Here is a 13,807-nt window from a genome sequence, read left to right on the forward strand (position 1 = left end):
ATACCGGGCCACGGGCAGGCCGCCTGATATGTCGGAAACACCACCACCGCAGAAGCAGCCGTACCCGGGTCAGACCGGCGAAATGGCCCCCGAGCCGCGCGACGAGATGCGCGGCTACCAGGGCAGGGGCCTGCTGCAGGACAAGAAGTGCCTGATCACCGGCGGCGACTCGGGCATCGGCAGGGCGGTCGCCGTGGCCTTCGCCAAGGAGGGGGCCGACGTCGCGATCGCGTACCTGAACGAGCACGAGGACGCCGCGCACACCCGCAAGCTGGTCGAGGCCACCGGCCGGCGCTGCGTGCCGCTGCCCGGCGACCTGGGCGACCGCGCCCACTGCGCCTCGGTCGTCGAGCAGGCCGTCTCCGAGCTGGGCGGCCTGGACGTCCTGGTCAACAACGTGGCCTACCAGGCGCCGGTGAGCGGCCTGGAGGAGCTGACCGACGAGCAGTGGGAGCACACGTTCGCGGTCAACATCCACAGCTATTTCCGGGTGACCAAGGCCGCCCTGCCCCACCTGCGGGAGGGCGGCGCGATCATCAACACCTCCTCGATCAACGGCCTGCGCGGCAACAAGTCGCTCATCGACTACGCCGCCACGAAGGGCGCCATCAACGCCTTCACCTACTCCATGGCGCAGAACCTGGTCGAACGCGGCATCCGGGTCAACGCCGTGGCACCGGGCCCGGTGTGGACGCCGCTGATCCCGGCGACCATGCCCGAGGAGAAGGTGGGCAAGTTCGGTCAGCAGGTGCCGATGCAGCGGGCCGCCGACCCGGACGAGATCGCCCCTTCGTACGTCTTCTTCGCCTCGGGGCTGATGTCGTCGTACTACACGGGCGAGGTCCTCGCCCCGATCGGCGGCGAGACGCTGCCCGGATGAGCGAAGGCGGCCACCCGGTCAGGTTTCCGGCGTGGTGGCCGCTCCTCGATCGTGGGCGACGAGGCCGGCGCGCCACCGGCCTCCTCATGCACCGGCTAGTCGACGTAGATCTCGCCGCCGAGGCGGCGGAACTCGGCGGCCTTCTCGGCGTACCCCTGCTCGCGGATCTCGTGGCTGATGCGCATCGAGCAGAACTTCGGGCCGCACATCGAGCAGAAGTGGGCCGTCTTGGCCGGCGCGGCGGGCAGCGTCTCGTCGTGGAAGGACCGGGCCGTGTCAGGGTCGAGCGACAGGTCGAACTGGTCCTCCCAGCGGAACTCGAACCGCGCGTCCGACAGCGCGTCGTCCCACGCCTGGGCCTGCGGATGCCCCTTGGCCAGGTCCGCGGCGTGGGCGGCGATCTTGTACGTGATCACGCCGGTCTTGACGTCGTCCTTGTCCGGCAGGCCGAGATGCTCCTTCGGGGTGACGTAACAGAGCATCGCGGTGCCGAACCAGCCGATCATGGCGGCCCCGATGCCCGAGGTGATGTGGTCGTAGCCAGGGGCGATGTCGGTCACGAGCGGGCCGAGCGTGTAGAACGGCGCGTCGTCGCAGAGCTCCTGCTGCAGCTCGACGTTCTCCTTGATCTTGTGCATGGGCACGTGGCCCGGGCCCTCGATCATGACCTGCACGTCGTACTCTCGCGCGATCGTGGTCAGCTCCCCGAGCGTGCGCAGCTCGGCGAACTGGGCCTCGTCGTTGGCGTCCGCGATCGAGCCGGGGCGCAGGCCGTCGCCGAGCGAGAACGACACGTCGTAGCGGGCCAGGATCTCGCACATCTCGGCGAAGTTCTCGTACAGGAAGCTCTCGCGGTGGTGCGCCAGGCACCAGGCGGCCATGATCGAGCCCCCGCGCGAGACGATGCCCGTCTTGCGGCTGGCGGTCAGCGGCACGTACGACAGCCGCACGCCCGCGTGCACGGTCACGTAGTCGACGCCCTGCTCGCACTGCTCGATCAGGGTGTCGCGGTAGACCTCCCACGACAGTGCCTCGGGGCGCCCCTTGACCTTCTCCAGTGCCTGGTAGATCGGCACGGTCCCGACCGGCACCGGCGAGTTGCGCAGGATCCACTCGCGCGTCTCGTGGATGTCGTCACCGGTGGACAGGTCCATGATTGTGTCGGCGCCCCACCGGGTGGCCCAGGTCATCTTCTCGACCTCCTCCTCGATGGAGGAGGTCACGGCGGAGTTGCCGATATTGGCGTTGATCTTGACGAGGAAGTTCCTGCCGATGATCATCGGCTCGGACTCGGGGTGGTTGACGTTCGCGGGGATGATGGCCCGTCCGGCCGCCACCTCCTGCCGGACGAACTCGGGGGTGACCCCCTCGCGCACGGCGATGAACTCCATCTCCTTGGTCACGATCCCGCGCCGGGCGCAGCCGACCTGGGTGACCGGCTCTCCCTTCTCGCGGCGCTCGGCAACCCAGGGCTCGCGCAGTCGCGGCAGACCACGCCGCAGGTCAGGCTCGTACGAGGGGTCGGTGTACGGGCCCGAGGTGTCGTACAGCGTCACCGCCGATCCGTTGGACAGGTGCACCTGCCGCATCGGCACGCGCAGGTCACCGGTGTAGATCTTGGAGAATCGGGGCTGGTGCGCGTCAGTCATCGCGCAAACTCCCTTCGCCGGCATTACCCGGAGCAGGTTCTGGCGGTCGGCGGCTTTCAGCCGTCCTCTCAGCCCGATGTGCAGGGCTCCCGCGTTGGACGGCGGTGATCGTACCCACGCCCGGCATCGCCTGAAACATGGTGGGTTTGTGTGAAGTGATGTTTGGTGACCCTCCTGGGCGGTACGGACCACTTCGGGGGGACTATGAAGAAGATCGTCGCTGTCGCCGGACTCGTGGTGCTGGCCGCGGTCGGCGCCACCGCAGCCGCTGGGGACGGTAGCGACCAGCGCGAAGTGAGCCAGGAACAGTACGACACGCTGATCGCCCAGTGTCGCTACGCGGACACCGGACCCGCGAGGTGCCGCGCGGAGGTCAGACGGACGTACCGCGTGGGCAACGAGGACACGGAGCTCGACTGCCGCGCGTACGCCGGCGTGGCCGTGTGCGGCGAGCTCAAACTCAGCAAGGCCGAACGCCGGTGCGTGCGCGAGTCCACCGAGCAGGGGTTGTCCCTTCGCCGCGCCGAAGTGGAGTGCTACACGCGATCGTGAGGAGCTGACATCGGTTGATCATCGTGGGCGTGGACGGCTCCCGTACCGGCCTTGAGGCCGCCGGCTGGGCCGCCACCGAGGCGAAGCTGCGGGGGGCGCCGCTCACCGTGGCCTACGCCGTGCCGAAGTGGTTGTGCGAGCAGGAGGACCTCCACTACGCCGAGGTGGCCCGGTGGATGCGCGACTCCGCCCACACCGTGCTGACCGCGGCGCAGGACCGCGCCCGCCGCGAGTGGCCGCAGGTCAGCGTGGAAGGCGTGCTGCTGCCCGGCGACCCTCGATCGGCCCTGGTCAAGGCGTCGGAACGGGCCGAGCTGCTGGTCGTCGGCAACCGCGGCGTCGGCGGCGTACGCGGGCTGCTCATCGGCTCGGCCGCGCACGGGATCGCCACGCACGCCCGGACGAACGTCGTGCTCGTCCAGCACCAGCCGGCCGTCTCACGCGGCGAGATCGTGGCCGGGACCGACAACTCCCCCGGCGCCGAACGCGCGATCGAGTTCGCCTTCCGCGAAGCAGGGCTGCGGGGCGCGCGGCTGCGCGTCGTGTACGCCTGGGCCTGGCCCCGCCCCACCGGCTTCGAGCCTGCCGACCGCGACAGCGAACAGGACGCGCTGGACCTGCTGAAAGACCGGCTGACCGGCCACCGCGACCGGCACCCCGCGGTCGACGTGGTTCCCGAGGTCGTGCACGGGCACCCGCTGGAGGTGCTGAAAGAGGCCGCCGTGGGCGCGGACCTGCTGGTCGTCGGCTCGCGCGGGCACGGGCAGCTCGCGGGCATGCTGCTCGGCTCCATCAGCCAGGCCCTGTTGCACCACGCGCCCTGCCCCCTGGCCGTGGTCCGCACTAGCTCATGACGATGGGCGCCGTCCGCGGCTTGGCCAGCCGTACGTAGTCGTCCGTGGCCAGCGCCACCGACCGGTCGAGGCGGGCGGCGTTGAAGTACAGCTCGGGCTGCCCCAGCAGTGACGGGTCGGCGACCAGCTCCAACCGCGGGTCGTAGCTGAACGGCAGCACCGTCCCGCTGACGCTGCCCGCCAGCTCCTCGGCCTTGTCCTTGCCGGCGAAGCCGACGTACGTGCCGTCGAGCAACTCCTTGACGGCCTGCAGGTCGAGCCGGGCGTCGCCAGGGACGACGGCCAGCACGTGCCGCGTCTGCTTTTTGCCGATCTTGACCATCACGATCAGGCACTTGGCCGCCTGCGACACGTCGTGCCCGCGCAACGCGCTGACCTCGTCCGTACGCCCCTCGGGAGCGTGGTCGATCAGCCGGTAGCGCGCTCCTGCCGCGTCCATGTCGGCGATCAGCCGCTCGTAGGCGGCGTACGGCTCACCAGTCACTGCTCAGCATCTCCTTCACCGCGGCGATCCGGTCCTCGTCGCGCCGGTAGAACACCCACTGTTTGATCCTCCTGCCGCGGATCAGGCCCGCCTTCGCGAGCACCTTGAGATGCTCGCCGCAGGTCGGCTGGCTCACGCCCAGCTTCTCGGCGATGAACAGCGAGCAGACGCCGTCGCGTACGAGGTCGCCCTCGCGCTGCGGCGAGAAGTGGCGCGCGGGGTCGCGCAGCCATTCCAGGATCTGCAGCCGCTTGTCATTGGACAACGCCTTGACCAGGTCGACATCCAGCACCACGGCATTATGGCAATTAGCTAATTCCCTGTCTATGGGGGCGCGCTCCACTTGGCTCAGCACACTGGAGTGGGCCCCCTACAGGCCCTTCACCCGATACCGGCGCTCCTGGCCGCCGAAGCGCGTTCTCCCACCCACGGAGAGAACCGCCGACGGCGGCCTCGCGCAGCGGACGATCAGGAGGACGCCTGCACAACGGGCGGCCCTTCGCTGACCCGCGCCAGCACCCCGTCAGGAGGACGCCTTCACCACGGGAGGACCTTCGCTGGCCTGCACCAACACGAAGCCCTGCCCCCGGAACGCCAACTGCATGGCCTCGCCACTCCCCCGCCCGATCAGCGCACCCGCCTTCATCGTCCGGTTGACGCCGACCTGCAACCCCGCACTCCAGCAGACCGCCGCCTGCCCATCGACGAACGTCGGCATGCGCGCCACGTCGAGCAACACCGGCGTGCCATGAGTGGTCACCGCCACCCATCCGGTGCCGGTGACCGTGGTGTTGAACAACCCGCCGGCCGCCACCCCGGCCCCCTGGACCCGCTGGATGTCCCAGGTCATCTGCGGCTGGAACGCCAGCAGATTACGCCCGTTGACCGTGATCCCCTCGTTCTCCAGGTAGAACAGGTGGATGTCGTCGGCATTGTCGGCCAGATAGAGCACCCCCTGCCCGCGCACCCGCATCAGCGAGGCACCCTCACCCGTCACGGCCTTCTTCAGCAGCTTGCCGAGCCCGCCGGCGCCCTCGTAGTCGAAGTCCATCTGCCCCTGAAAGGCGACCATCGACCCCTGCTTGGCCAGCACCTCGGGGAGCTGCACGCGCAACATCTTGCCGTTCTCCAGCGCAAAGCCAGGAGGCAACTGCCGAGGATCGAAATTCCCGAAAATCGAGCTACGCACGGTCCAGCCTTTCGCAGGAGAACTGACACCGCCACCCTACGAAGAACCCCACCACCGCGCGCGTCCGAACCCCGGCCACCCGCGCCCATCAGCCCTTACCAAGGCCAAGCCCCAACCCAGCACCTCGCCCGAAGCCTCATGCCGGACGCCATCGAGCAGAGCCCAGGACCGGTCAGCGCCTTCCAGCGGAACCCTCGATCAGCCGGCACCCCTGCCAAAGCCTCGCTCAGCCGCGCGCGCCCGCACCCGCAGCCAGATCCCGCACGACCTGAATCAACTCCGCCGGGTCGAACGGCTTGGTCAGGTAGGCGTCCACTCCGATGCCCCGGCCCCGCTTCTTGTCGTCGTCCTGCGCCCTGGCCGTGACGAGCACGACCTTGATGTGCCGCGTGGCCTCCTCGGTACGCAACCGCTCCGCCGTCGTCCACCCGTCCAGGCACGGCATCATCACGTCAAGCGTGATGACATCAGGCATGACGTCGAGCACGCGATCAAGGCAGTCCTGCCCATCGGTGGCGGTCACGACCTCGAACCCCTCAAGGTTCAGGTTAACCGCGATGAGCTGCCGGATCACCTCGTCGTCGTCCACGACCAGCACTTTCCCAAGAACCTCGCCCACGGCCGCAAAGGTACCCGCGCCGGCCCGATCACGTGCGGTTTCACACGAACTGTTCGCCGACCTTTATCTGGTGCCGAGTGGTGCTCAGATGCTGATAGCCTTGTCACGCATCGAGCCCCCTTAGCTCAGGGGATAGAGCACCGGCCTCCGGAGCCGGGTGCGTAGGTTCGAATCCTACAGGGGGCACTCGATCTCGATCAGCGGCTAAGTCCGCTGACCAGGGCGAACATCGTACGAACGGGCGGGCCTCCAGTCTCACGGAGTCCCGCCCGTTCTCGTTGTAGCTCGCTGGTTGTGGACCAGTTGTGGGCCACGATCCCGACGCCGAACCTCATCGGGTAGGTCTCCTGGCCAGGGGGGTCTGTACGGTCTTCGGCTCTGTCGCGAATTCGGTGGTGACGGAACGTTAGGCCAAGAGGATGCGGTGGCGGAGCAGCGCGAAGCCGGCCGGGCCGTGCATCTGGCGCATGATGCGCTTGGTCTTGGTGTTCACACCTTCGGTGCCGCCGTTGTGGAACGGCAGGGTGACAGCTGCACGCACGGCGTCACGGTCCTGGTCGAGGCCGCGAATGAAGGCATGCAGGTGAGGAAGGTCGGCGGCGCGGGCGATGGCGATCCACGCGTCGAGACGGTCGGCGTTGCCTTCACGCGGCCGGAGCAGGTCGGCGAAACCGCGGACGAGCCCGGCCAAGTCGATCATCTCGGGGCAGGAGGCGGTGAGGTCGTCCAGCAAGCGCCGGTGCTCATCCTTGAGGTTGTGAGTGTGTGTGAGCAGGAGCCGGGCAAAGCGGCGGGGCGCGATGGGCAGCCGGTCCGCTTCGACTCGCCCTTGAGTGATGTAGCGGTAGAGGAGGTTGAAGCTGCCCGGGTAGCCGAGGGCTTTGATCTCGTTGAACAGGTGCAGGACAGGCACGGCGGGGTCCTCGGCCCGGCGGCGTTTGAGGTGGTCCCGGTAGGGATCGACGAGGGTGGGCCGGTAGAGAGGGGCGCGTTGCAGGCGCATCGGTTCAGGCACGCGGGCGTAGCGTTTGACGGTGTTCAGGCCCACATTCAGCCGGCGGGCGCATTCCAGCAGGCCGACGCCCTTGCCGAGCAGCTCGTGGACCTGATGCCAGCGCTCGCGGGTGGTCTGCGCACGCTTGCCGTCCTTGATCGGGGGACCGGCCTTGGCCCAGCAGGCGCTGTGTCCGGCCACTTCTTTCAGCACGGCCTCGCCGAAGTTGTGCCACAAGTGCCGGCGATCACCAACCTGAATGGCGTCGGGCACGGCACGCCGGATCGCTTCGGCGTAGGCGCCCGAGCCGTCCGGCAGACCAGCTGCACTCCAGGATGGGCGCGCAGCCAGGCCTCCAGCACATCGGCGGTGCGGCCGGGCAGAACTTCGATGCGTTGGCGGGTCTCGGCGTTGATGAGCACCGTGGCATAGCGATGACGTCGACGCAGCGCGAAGTCGTCCACGCCCAGCACGCGGGGCACTCGCAGCGAAGGTAGTGGCAGACGCAGCAGCAGGCGCAGGGCGGTATGTCGCGATAGGGGCACTGCCAGCGCGGCTAACGCCCGTATGGCGGCACGTCCGGCCAGTTCGCGGACCACTGCGCCGATCTGGGAGGTCAGGCGAAGGGTGCGGCGTTGGTAGCGTTCCAGCACCCCAGGCACCTGTTCCCGGAAGGTTTGGCGGCAGCCACGGGTCGGGCAGATCAAGCGGCGCATCCGCACCACCACCAGCGCCCGGCGTCCGTCGATCGGGATATCAGCCACATAACGCTGGTGGTAGCCGTGCACGCGTGCCGTCTCGGCTCCGCAGTCAGGACAGGCGGCCGATCGATCCGGGGTTCGCGCGTGTACCCGGATCTGCTCGCCCTCGTCCGTCACCTCCTCCACGACCAGAGGAGATAACCCCGAGAACACCGTATGCGCGAGATCGTTGCCACCATGCACAAGTAGCAGCACGGTGTGTCACCACCGAATTCGCGACAGAGCCGAATTCGCGACAGAGCCTACTGGACAGAGCCACCAGTGGGCAGAAAGCGCCCGACGGCAGGACGTGGTACTCGAAGAACGAGTCGGCCAAGAACAAGGTATGCAAGGCCGACTTCCCGAATGCCGCTGCCGAAGAGAAGCGGTGCGACGAATATCCGTTCGCCAGCACGCTGCAGGGCGGCGGACTCGGGAACGGGAACTTCTCCATTCGGGCTCTAGAAAAATCTCACAACAGCAGTGAAGGCTGGCACAAGTCGGTCTTCTACGCTCGTTACCGCGTAGCCGGCGGCAACCACTTCTGGGTGTCGGTCGAATAACGCATGAAACGGCTGCCCGGCTCCAGCTGGGCAGCCGTCCATCTTCTCATCACCAGAGGTTCCATGACGTCCCCGACATACCTTTATGACCTCATCTGCTCCTATGGCGACGTGGAGGATCTGTTGCCCATCCCAGCCTTTTGCGCCGTATGGTGCGAGGGCCTGAGCCCGCAGGAGGTGGCCGGCCGGCTGAACGCGGACCTGAGCTCGGCTTTCCGCGGCAGCTTCCGAGACAACACCGGCATCACCATGTACGGCGGCTACGACGCACGCGTCATCCTGGTCGGCAGGACGGGCGACTGGACTCTCCTCATCGGTGATGAGGAATGCGTCAGCAACACCTCTATGGCCGTGCTGTCCGCCAAGGGGGGTCGGGCGATCGGCATGAACTGGGGCATGAGCGGCGCCGGCTCCGTCAAATACTCTGTGGACAGCAGGATGATGACACAGTTCGCCATCACCGATCCGGAGTCGCGGAGCGGGTGGGAGCCGGGCTGCCTCGACTCGTACGCCGCCAGACTGCGGTTCCGGCTCGGTGAAAACTGGCGGCACGGGGACGACGCAGCCGAAAGCTCGGAGAGCATCACGTCCGCCCTGGTCCTCATAGGCCGTGTGACCGGCCGGGAGATCGACGCGGCATGGCTGGAGGCGGAGCACACGATGTACACGATCACGGAGGAGTGATGCTACACCGCATCTTGGCTGTCAGGACCGCTCGAAGGTCGCGAAGTCGATGATGAGGCCGTCAGCGTGGTTGGGGCTGGTCGCGCTCGCGTTGGGGATTCCGGTAGTGGTGGCGGTGTCCATGGGTGTGGCATTTCGTGAAGTTAGGCGGCGTGAGCGTCGTTGTACTGGTCGCGGATGCGGCCGGGGATCAGGCCGCGGTCGTTGATGGGGATGTCGTTGGCTTTGGCCCAATCGCGGATCTCGCGGTCCTGGTCGCGGTCGCTGGTGGTGGTGCGCTTGGGCCTCGCGCCGAGTGCCTTGGCGCGCTCGCGGGCGTCGGCGAGTTGCTGCTCCAGTTCGGCGACGCGGTCGGCGGCGGGCTGCTCGGCGGCTTCGCGCTGGGCTTCGGCTGCTCGCCGCTCGTCCACCTGGGTCCAGAGGGTGTTGCGCTTGTCGAGTGCCTGCCTGGCTCGGCTGAGCGGCCTGCACCTGGCGGTCGTCGCAGTCGGCGGCCACGGCGAGCAGTTCGTTGACGTGGTAGAGCTCGACTTGCTCGTCGGGGTCAATGACAATGGGGGCTTGCCGGTCCAGGCGTCGGCCAGGGCCTGGAGGTCAGGGGCGAGGACGGGCTGAACTCGGCGCGGCTGTGGTCGGTGGCGCGCTGGGTGACGCAGTGGAGGGTCCACCCTGCTGGCGGGCGCGCGAGACGAGCCCACCGAGTTGGACGCCGGTCGACCTGGTCCAACGCCCGGGCATTCCCAGGGGCCACCGCCCGGAACTTGGGGATAGCCTCGTCGCGGCATCCGGAGACTGAACTCCCGGTCAGCCCGTGAGCCTGCGTTTGACGGCTTCGCGGGTGGTGTCGGGGAGGCGGGACAGGAGGTGGTCGCGGGTGGAGTGGGGGCAGTGAGTGAGAACGTTCGCGATGGTGGCGGGTGATAGACGGTTCAGGGCGCGTACGGCCGGATCCTCCGGCATGGCGGCGACCGCGAGGCCTGTCCGGCGGGGATCGGTGGCGGCCATCGCGCCGATGGCGGCGGCGGAGTTCCTGTCGTGCATGCCGCCGAGGATGTGACCGCGGTGGCGGGTGTCCATCGCCAGTACCACCCCCGCGACCAGGGCAGGGTCGCGGACCTGATCCAGCAGCCGGCACGCGCGGCGGGGAAGCAGCATCTGCAGGATCTTGGCGCTCTTGGCCGCCTGCCTGCACATCTCCTCCACTGCGTCGGCGGTGAACTCCTGCCACCGTTCTCCGAGCGCCGACGCGGCGTCGGCGGCGGGGACCGCGAGAAGCTTCTCCCCTTGGTGCGCAACCGACCGCCGCGCATTCCCTACGGCGGGACCCCTTGGGGGCGGCACGCCCCTCCGGACCGCCCCGCCTCCGCCTTGATTGCTCCCGGCCCGATCTGCCGGCGGATCACGCCTGACCGGTCCGCCTTCGGCGGGAGTCCTCCCGGCCTCGCCATCGGACGGATCATTCCTGGCCGGTCCGTTCCCAGCAGGATTTCGCCCGGCCTGGCCGGCGGACGGATCACGCCTGACCGGTCCGCCTCCGGCAGGATTTCGCCCGGATCGAGGAGGACGGTCCCCGTTCCGGGGAGAGCGGGGCGGTTCGAGGAGACGGTTCAGGTCGTGGGCCAGTTCGGCGGCCGTCATGCGGGTGCCGGGATTCTTGTCCAGCAGGCGGCCGATCGTCGAGGCGAGCCTGTGGGAGCGGAGCAAGGGGTCGGGATCGGCACGGAGGATCGCGAACCTGACGGCCGCGTCGTTGCTCCTGCGGAACGGCGGCCGCCCCTCCAGCGCCGTGTACAGCGTGGCGCCGAGCGACCACAGATCGGCCGCCGCTCCGGCCGGGTCGCCATGAAGCCGCTCGGGCGCCATGAAGTCAGGGGTCCCGACCAGCCGCCCGAGCGTGGTGAGCGAGGACTGGCCCTCGATGGCGGCGATCCCGAAGTCCACCAGCACCACCTCGCCGGAGGTGGTGATGAGGATGTTGTCCGGCTTCACGTCGCGGTGGTACACCCCCACCGCGTGCGCGGCCGTGAGCGCGTCGAGCACGCGGGCCCCGACCCTGGCCGCTTCGAGCTCCGGCAGCGGTGAGCGGTCGATCAGCGTGCCGAGCGCGTCGCCGCGGACGTAGTCCATCACGATCCACGGCCCGTCCTGGGTGTCCAGGATGTCGTGCACTCTGACGATGCCGGAATGGTCGACCCTGGCCAGTGCCTGCGCCTCCCGCCTGGCCCGCGCCGCCAGTTCGGGCACTGGCCCCATGTCGGGGCGGATCTGTTTGAGCGCCACCGTCCGGTCGAGTGTGCGGTCCCTGGCACGCCAGACCCGCCCCATGCCGCCCCCGCCCAGGGGCGCTTCGATGACGAACCGGCCGGCGACGCGGTCACCAATCATCGTTCAGCTGCCCGGCATGCTCGTAATGCCCGCCGCCGGATCGGGTGTCGCGCAGGGTGCGCAGCGCGTCGTCCTCGGAACTGTGCGTCCCGTAGCTCTCCGTGGGGTAGGAGCCGGGATCGTCGTGGTCGGGCGCCTCGTGGAAGGAGGTGAAGCGCCGCGTCTGGCCGGGCCCGTCGCGGATGTCGTCGAGCGCGTCACGCAGCCGCTTCGCGTCCAGCTTCTCTTCGATCGTGTCGTACGACCCCGGCCGCTGCATCAGCTTGACGAGCACCGGCAGGCACTCCATGACCAGGATGAACAGGAAGAGCAGGAGGCGCGCCATGTTGAGCGTGGCATTCTCCTGGGAGACCCGGCTCAGCGCCTCGAGCCGGAGCAGCAGGCCGTCGGAGTCGTGGTTCTCCTGGACGAACTGGTCGCGAAGGTCGGTCTGCTGGCCGGTCAGCCGCTCCAGCTCGGCCCGCACCTTCGGCAGCTCGTCCTCCGCCGTTTCGAGCCGCCTGGCCCGCCCGGTGGCCTGGGTGCTGGCGAGCTGGTCGCGGCGCTGCTGGATCTGCCGGTCGATGTCGTTCACCCGGGTGGCGGCCCGCTGGTAGGCCTGTTCGGCCGCCCGGGACAGCGGTCCTTGACCCTTTTTCGCGCATTTCGGCGGACCCACGTAAAGCTGGCACTGCCATTCGTCGTAGAACGTGTCCCGCTGTTTCACCGCCTCCTTGCGGGACTTCTCCAGCTCCTGGATCCGCCGGTCGGAGGCCGGGTCGAGCGCTGTCTCCCCTCGGGAGGCGATCACGGCTTCGAGCTCCGTCACCGTTTTCTCCAGGGCGTCCACGCGCTTGCCCGTCTCGCCGGTCTGCTGCGCGCGGGTGAAGACGTCGAGCCGTTCCTGTTTGATGTCGAGAATGGTGGCGTCGATCTCCGGCTTGAAGATCTGCAGAACCAGCGGTGTGGAGATGACAGCGCCGAGGAGGAGCGCCAGGAGGACGCGGGGCAGGGCGAGCCAGAACCGCCGCCGGCCCTTGACCGGCAGCGAGGTGGCGAGCCAGCGGTCCAGGCCCAGGATCACCACGCCCCAGACCAGGCCGATGGCGATGGCGAGCGGCAGGAAGACCTTGAGCGCCGAGGAGAGCGCGAACGTCATGGCCAGCGCGGCGAGGCAGGCGGTGGTGAGGACGGCCCCGCCCAGGCCCACGAACCTGGCGCGTTCGCCGTCGTATTTCTCCAGCACGTCCTGCCGGGCACCGGACAAGATGATCAACCATTTACCGATCACTTGCCGCTCCCGGAAGTCCCGCCGCTACCCTCTCGGCAGCGTACTTATTAGCATCAACAGTCGGCAACAACGAAGTAACGAACACCATCAACAAGATAAGCCTCAACCGCGTCTGACACCTTGACCCGTCACCGCGACACGAGATAACAAATATGTATGAAACGGACGTAATATTGACAAATCCCACCAACCTTTACGTTTTCGGTCAATGAACGCGTCCATCCACGACCTCATCGCGTCGTTCGTGGAGCGGCTGACCGTCGTGGAGATCGACGTCGCCGGCATCCGGTTCTTCGAGGTCCGCGCGGACGAGATCGGCACGCCGTACGTCATCCGCCGGGCCGCCGCCAAGTGGTCCACCCTGACCGCCACCGGCGACGAGGTGGCGGACGCGGTGGGCCGGATCGCCCGCGAGCTGGTCTCCCCCGACGGCCCGGACCCGGTCGTCGTGCTGCACACCGCCGTCGGGCCCGAGCAGGAGGCGAGCCTGCGCGCGCTCACCGCGTGGTGCCCAGCCGCCCGGGTCGCGCGCCCACCGGGGGTCAAGGTGGATGACCTGCTGCGCGACCTGGCCGCCCGGGTTCCGCTGCGGCACTCCTACGACCTGATCGTGGCCAGGGAACGGGCCGGGGACGGGCGGCTGGAACTGGCGGGGCAGCCGCTCTTCGGCGCGGGCGCGCTGCCGGGCCAGGACGCCCACGTCACCGTGACCTGCACCGACCCCGGCGGCATGCTGCTGGCGGTCTCGGCATGGGCGGGCCCGCTCGAACCCTCGGGCCTGGTCTCGGTCGACCACGCGCCGCTGCCGGCGGGCCGGCACACGCTCAGGGCGGTGCTGGAGCGCCCCGGCCAGGTCCGCTTCCCCGGCATCGTGGGCCTGCGCCCGCACACCGGCTCCTGGACGGAGGTGGTCGCCGACCTCCCCGTACGGCTCCGTCCCGCTT

General features: G+C 68.7%; 14 protein-coding genes, 1 tRNA gene, 1 pseudogene and 1 riboswitch. Of the genes and pseudogenes, 7 read left to right on the forward strand and 9 right to left on the reverse strand.

Going from position 1 to position 13,807, the window contains the following annotated elements; translation table 11 throughout:
• The first annotated feature begins 28 nt into the window (after positions 1 to 28).
• A complete protein-coding gene (locus E1286_RS13180; RefSeq protein ID WP_132612162.1) occupies positions 29 to 880 on the forward strand; it encodes an SDR family oxidoreductase in 852 nt (283 codons plus the stop codon).
• Positions 881 to 975: 95 nt separating this feature from the next.
• On the opposite strand, the gene thiC is transcribed toward E1286_RS13180, so the two are convergent.
• Positions 976 to 2,529 carry a phosphomethylpyrimidine synthase ThiC gene (thiC, locus tag E1286_RS13185; protein ID WP_132612164.1) on the reverse strand — a complete coding sequence of 518 codons (1,554 nt, stop codon included), beginning with the start codon at positions 2,527 to 2,529 and terminating at the stop codon, positions 976 to 978.
• Positions 2,522 to 2,632: riboswitch (TPP riboswitch) on the reverse strand. It overlaps the preceding gene by 8 nt.
• A gap of 101 nt (positions 2,633 to 2,733) precedes the next feature.
• Between thiC and E1286_RS13190 the strand changes: the two genes are divergently transcribed.
• A complete protein-coding gene (locus tag E1286_RS13190; protein ID WP_246074810.1) occupies positions 2,734 to 3,081 on the forward strand; it encodes a hypothetical protein in 348 nt (115 codons plus the stop codon).
• 23 nt (positions 3,082 to 3,104) lie between these two features.
• Complete coding sequence (locus E1286_RS13195) at positions 3,105 to 3,935, forward strand: universal stress protein (RefSeq protein ID WP_342776205.1); 831 nt, start codon at positions 3,105 to 3,107, stop codon at positions 3,933 to 3,935.
• On the opposite strand, the gene E1286_RS13200 is transcribed toward E1286_RS13195, so the two are convergent.
• The 4 genes from E1286_RS13200 to E1286_RS13215 all read right to left on the reverse strand — a co-directional run bounded on the left by E1286_RS13200 (position 3,925) and on the right by E1286_RS13215 (position 6,206).
• The gene (locus E1286_RS13200; protein WP_246074815.1) at positions 3,925 to 4,419 is read right to left on the reverse strand and encodes a YbaK/prolyl-tRNA synthetase associated domain-containing protein; all 495 of its coding nucleotides are present in this window, start codon (positions 4,417 to 4,419) and stop codon (positions 3,925 to 3,927) included. The genes E1286_RS13195 and E1286_RS13200 overlap by 11 nt on opposite strands.
• Positions 4,409 to 4,711, reverse strand: coding sequence for an ArsR/SmtB family transcription factor (locus E1286_RS13205; protein WP_165969713.1), 303 nt, complete (start codon positions 4,709 to 4,711; stop codon positions 4,409 to 4,411). Before E1286_RS13205 ends, E1286_RS13200 begins: the two co-directional genes overlap by 11 nt.
• 231 nt (positions 4,712 to 4,942) lie before the next feature.
• Entirely contained in the window at positions 4,943 to 5,608 is a 666-nt protein-coding gene (locus tag E1286_RS13210; RefSeq protein ID WP_187368154.1) for an AIM24 family protein, read from the reverse strand.
• A 226-nt stretch (positions 5,609 to 5,834) separates the two neighbouring features.
• Complete coding sequence (locus tag E1286_RS13215; protein WP_132612195.1) at positions 5,835 to 6,206, reverse strand: response regulator; 372 nt, start codon at positions 6,204 to 6,206, stop codon at positions 5,835 to 5,837.
• A gap of 135 nt (positions 6,207 to 6,341) precedes the next feature.
• Here E1286_RS13215 and E1286_RS13220 point away from each other — a divergent pair.
• Positions 6,342 to 6,413 (forward strand) — tRNA-Arg (locus E1286_RS13220).
• 220 nt (positions 6,414 to 6,633) lie between these two features.
• Here E1286_RS13220 and E1286_RS13225 read toward each other — a convergent pair.
• Positions 6,634 to 8,165, reverse strand: a pseudogene (locus tag E1286_RS13225) (ISL3 family transposase).
• A 62-nt stretch (positions 8,166 to 8,227) separates the two neighbouring features.
• Here E1286_RS13225 and E1286_RS52015 point away from each other — a divergent pair.
• Both E1286_RS52015 and E1286_RS13235 read left to right on the forward strand, forming a co-directional pair.
• Positions 8,228 to 8,524 carry a NucA/NucB deoxyribonuclease domain-containing protein gene (locus E1286_RS52015; protein ID WP_425464755.1) on the forward strand — a complete coding sequence of 99 codons (297 nt, stop codon included), beginning with the start codon at positions 8,228 to 8,230 and terminating at the stop codon, positions 8,522 to 8,524.
• A 3-nt stretch (positions 8,525 to 8,527) separates the two neighbouring features.
• Positions 8,528 to 9,208 (forward strand): DUF6461 domain-containing protein, encoded by a 681-nt coding sequence (locus E1286_RS13235; protein ID WP_132612168.1) that lies wholly within the window; start codon positions 8,528 to 8,530, stop codon positions 9,206 to 9,208.
• Positions 9,209 to 9,351: 143 nt separating this feature from the next.
• Here E1286_RS13235 and E1286_RS47790 read toward each other — a convergent pair whose 3' ends face one another.
• The 3 genes from E1286_RS47790 to E1286_RS13250 all read right to left on the reverse strand — a co-directional run bounded on the left by E1286_RS47790 (position 9,352) and on the right by E1286_RS13250 (position 12,839).
• Positions 9,352 to 9,618: an Lsr2 family DNA-binding protein gene (locus E1286_RS47790; RefSeq protein ID WP_165969714.1), complete on the reverse strand. Its 267-nt coding sequence runs from the start codon at positions 9,616 to 9,618 to the stop codon at positions 9,352 to 9,354.
• Between the two features lie 394 nt (positions 9,619 to 10,012).
• Positions 10,013 to 11,593, reverse strand: a complete 1,581-nt coding sequence (locus tag E1286_RS13245; RefSeq protein WP_132612172.1) for a serine/threonine-protein kinase — start codon at positions 11,591 to 11,593, stop codon at positions 10,013 to 10,015.
• Positions 11,583 to 12,839, reverse strand: a complete 1,257-nt coding sequence (locus E1286_RS13250; RefSeq protein ID WP_165969715.1) for a DUF4407 domain-containing protein — start codon at positions 12,837 to 12,839, stop codon at positions 11,583 to 11,585. The genes E1286_RS13245 and E1286_RS13250 overlap by 11 nt, the downstream gene beginning before the upstream one ends.
• A gap of 232 nt (positions 12,840 to 13,071) precedes the next feature.
• On the opposite strand from E1286_RS13250, the gene E1286_RS13255 reads away from it, so the two are divergent.
• Positions 13,072 to 13,807: hypothetical protein (locus E1286_RS13255; protein WP_132612176.1), on the forward strand; the 736-nt coding region annotated here is incomplete at its 3' end.

Origin of the sequence: Nonomuraea terrae, from assembly GCF_004348995.1 — a bacterium.
Lineage (GTDB): Bacteria > Actinomycetota > Actinomycetes > Streptosporangiales > Streptosporangiaceae > Nonomuraea > Nonomuraea terrae.

Bases quoted from the DNA above. Each gene is read 5' to 3' on its own strand.
- E1286_RS13180 (WP_132612162.1), top strand. From the start codon at position 29: ATGTCGGAAACACCACCACCGCAGAAGCAGCCGTACCCGGGTCAGACC.
- E1286_RS13245 (WP_132612172.1), bottom strand. From the start codon at position 11,593: ATGATTGGTGACCGCGTCGCCGGCCGGTTCGTCATCGAAGCGCCCCTG.
- E1286_RS13235 (WP_132612168.1), top strand. From the start codon at position 8,528: ATGAAACGGCTGCCCGGCTCCAGCTGGGCAGCCGTCCATCTTCTCATC.
- thiC (WP_132612164.1), bottom strand. From the start codon at position 2,529: ATGACTGACGCGCACCAGCCCCGATTCTCCAAGATCTACACCGGTGAC.
- E1286_RS13190 (WP_246074810.1), top strand. From the start codon at position 2,734: ATGAAGAAGATCGTCGCTGTCGCCGGACTCGTGGTGCTGGCCGCGGTC.